The organism is Sphingomonas sp. (assembly GCF_051962185.1).
GTDB lineage: Bacteria > Pseudomonadota > Alphaproteobacteria > Sphingomonadales > Sphingomonadaceae > Sphingomonas.
Map to the genome: position 1 here is coordinate 1 of NZ_JBQCCN010000276.1, position 3,337 is coordinate 3,337.

The following is a 3,337-nucleotide window of genomic DNA, read 5'->3' on the forward strand; positions in this document are numbered from 1 at the left end:
TTCGGAGACGTCGTTGACCACGCAATAGCCGGCGACATGGTCGAGCGCGTTCGCCTCGTCGACGTACGAGGCGGCGGTGCCGATCACCACGCCCAGTTCGACTTCCCAATCGGTCTTCTTCGAGTCCTTCGGGATGGTGACGGGGTCGTTCGGCCCCTGGATGCAGCTCACCCACTTCTGGAAGACGACGGGTTCCTCGGGCACCGGCAGATTCGATTCGGCGGCATGGTCGGCGAAGTTGGTGCCGATCGCGATGAACTGGCGCGTGCCCGCGACGCAGGCGCCATAGCGAACGTCACCCTCGACCAGCGGCAACGACGCCGGATCGATCGCGGCGAGCTTTGCCAGCGTTTCCTTGCCCAGCTCGGCCGGACCGATGTCCCCGACATGGCTCGACAGGTCGCGGATGCGCCCGTCGGCGTCGATCAGGCCGGGCTTCTCGGCGCCCACGGCACCATAACGGCAGAGCTTCATGTGACTTCCTCAGTTTGAATAGGGACGGTGGAGAGCGATATCGCGATTGAGCTCGACACCGAAGCCGGGCTTGTCGAGTTCGCTCGCGCGGATCTTGCCGTTCACCGGCACCGGCTCGCCGAGCAATTGCGGCGCGAACATCGGCACCACCTCGGTCGGTCCCGGATGCATCATCAGGAACTCCGCGAACGGCGAATTGTGGCGCGTGATGACGAAGTGGTAGCTGTAGACCGACGACCCGTGCGGCACCATCAGCACGCCGCGGCTGTCGGCATAATTGGCGATCTTGATCAGCTCGGTCACGCCGCCGCACCAGCCGACATCGGGCTGGATGATGTCGCAGCATCCCATGTCCATCAGCATGCGGAAGCCCCAGCGTGTCGCTTCGTGCTCGCCCGTGGTGACCAGCAGGCCCTTGGGCGCGTTCTTGCGAAGCTCCGCATAGCCCCAATAATCGTCGGGGCTCAGCGCTTCCTCGATCCACTTCAGCCCGCATTCGTGCCACGCGCGATGCGCCAGCCGCGTGGCGTAGTCGAGGTCGAGGCTCATCCAGCAATCGTACATCAGCCAGAAGTCGTCGCCGCATTTGGCCCGCATGTCGGCAAGCAGCGCGATGTTCTTCTCCATCCCCTCCAGCCCTTCGGCCGGGCCGTGATGGAGCGGCAGCTTGCCACCAATGAAGCCGAGCTCCTTGGCGATATCGGGCCGCGAACCCGTCGCATAGAATTGCAGTTCGTCGCGCACCGCGCCGCCCAGCATGTGATAGACCGGCTCGCCGCGCAATTTGCCGAGCAGGTCCCAGAGCGCGAGGTCGACGCCCGAAATGGCGTTCACCACCAGTCCCTTGCGCCCGTAATATTGGCTCGAGAAATACATCTGATCCCAGATGATCTCGTAATCCGCGGGGCTACGCCCGATCAGGAAGCGCGACAGATGCTTTTCGACGATGTACGCCGCGGGCTCGCCGCCGGTCGTCACCGCGAAACCGACCGTGCCGTCGTCGGCTTCGAGCTCGACCAACAATGTTCCGAGCACGTTGATCCCGAAGCTCTGCCGCGACTGGCGGTATTCGGGATAGCGCGCCATCGGCGTCGCGATGTGGTCGTCGATCCAATGGCCGTCGCCCTGGTCGTGATAGTCCGCGCCGCCACCCCGGACGGTAAACGCGCGAACATGCTTGATCTTCGGCAGGCCCATCCGAATCCTTCCCCCGCGATGCCATCAGCGGCACCGCTTGGCCTTGATTGTATAATATGACTATTGAAGTCAACCTTTGTCGCGTGGTGGACGGTCCATAAGTTGCGGCGGAACTGGGCCGCCGGTGGCCCAGTCGAGCAACTCGATGGTGTGGACGACCGGCACGCCGAGCCGCGGCGCGAGCTGCATCGCGCAGCCGATATTGCCGGTGGCGATGACGTCGGCCTGGAGCCGCGACAGATTCGCCGCCTTGCGGTCGCCGAGCTGGCCGGCGATTTCGGGCTGGAGGATGTTGTAAGTGCCCGCCGATCCGCAGCACAGATGCGCTTCCAGCGGCGTGCGGACGGCATAGCCCGCACCGGCGAGCAGGCGCTTGGGGGCGTCGGTCACTTTCTGGCCATGCTGCAGCGAGCAGGCGGCGTGATAGGCGACGGTAAGGCCGCGGCCGTCGCCTGCGGGAAGATCGGCGTCGATCAGCACTTCGCTGATGTCGCGCGCCAGTTCGGACACCCGCGCCGCTTTCTCGGCATAGGCCGGGTCGTTGCGCAGCATGAACCCGTAATCCTTGATCGTCGTGCCGCCGCCCGAAGCGGTGACGACGATCGCCGCGAGCCCGCCCGAGTCGATCTCACGCGTCCAGGCATCGACGTTGCGCCGCGCGGCGTCGAGACTGGCTGCCTCGCGCCCCATATGGTGCACCAGCGCGCCGCAGCATTGCTCGCCCGGCGCCAGCACCACGTCATAACCCGCGCGGTCGAGCAAGCGCAGCGCCGCGGCGCGGAATTCGGGGCGTAACACGGGCTCGGCGCATCCCTGCAGCAGAGCGACACGGGGGCGGGTGCGGGCGGACGGAACGGACTTGGGCGGGGCGGCGGGGATGTGCCTGGGAGCGAGCGCCAGCATCGCCGCGAGCGGGTGCAGCGCGCCGACCTTGGCGAACAACGGCGCCAGCGGCCGTCCGACCTGCGCCAGCCGCAGCGCGGTCCGGAACCGGGCGGGGTAGGGGAGGACCCAGGCCAGAATGCTGCGCAGCATTCGCTCGTGCCAGGGCCGCTTGTACGTGTCGTTGATGTAGGCCCGGGCATGATCGACCAGGTGCATGTAGTTCACGCCCGACGGGCAGGTCGTCATGCACGACAGGCAGGACAGGCAGCGGTCGACATGCTTGACCACCTCCGCGCTCGGCGCGCGCTCGTTCTCGAGCATGTCCTTGATCATGTAGATCCGCCCGCGCGGGCTATCGAGCTCGTCGCCGAGCAGGACATAGGTCGGGCAGGTCGCGGTGCAGAAGCCGCAATGGACGCATTTGCGGATCACCCCTTCGGACACTTCCATCGCCGGATCGGCCAGTTGTTCGGGGGAGAATTGCGTCTGCACCTAGAAACGTCCCGTCTCGAACACGCCCGCCGGATCGAAGGCGCGGCGCACGCGCTCTTCCAACGCGGCGAGCGGCGTGGATTGCGGATGGAGCGCGGGCACCGTGGCGCGCATCGCGGCGTCGGCGCGGACCAGCATGGCGTGGCCGCCGGCCTGCGCCGCCGCCGCGCGGATCGCCTGCGGATCGGCCGCGCTCGCCAGCCAGAGCAGGCCGCCGGCCCAGTCCATCAGCCAATCGCCGTCGTCGAGCGACGCGATCAGCGCCGGCATTCGAGCGGCGGGCGCGATG

3 protein-coding genes and 1 pseudogene are annotated in these 3,337 nt (G+C 66.8%); all 4 read right to left on the reverse strand.

The features are described 5' to 3' along the window. The coding region (locus ACTHJR_RS17310; RefSeq protein WP_440524550.1) for a fumarylacetoacetate hydrolase family protein at positions 1-474 on the reverse strand (474 nt) is incomplete at its 3' end. A gap of 9 nt (positions 475-483) precedes the next feature. Then, positions 484-1,671, reverse strand: coding sequence for an L-rhamnonate dehydratase (gene rhmD / locus ACTHJR_RS17315; protein WP_440524552.1), 1,188 nt, complete (start codon positions 1,669-1,671; stop codon positions 484-486). Positions 1,672-1,740: 69 nt separating this feature from the next. Beyond that, positions 1,741-3,048 carry a glycolate oxidase subunit GlcF gene (glcF, locus tag ACTHJR_RS17320; RefSeq protein WP_440524554.1) on the reverse strand — a complete coding sequence of 436 codons (1,308 nt, stop codon included), beginning with the start codon at positions 3,046-3,048 and terminating at the stop codon, positions 1,741-1,743. Then, a pseudogene (locus tag ACTHJR_RS17325) lies at positions 3,049-3,337 on the reverse strand (FAD-linked oxidase); the annotation flags it as partial. It abuts the gene before it with no gap.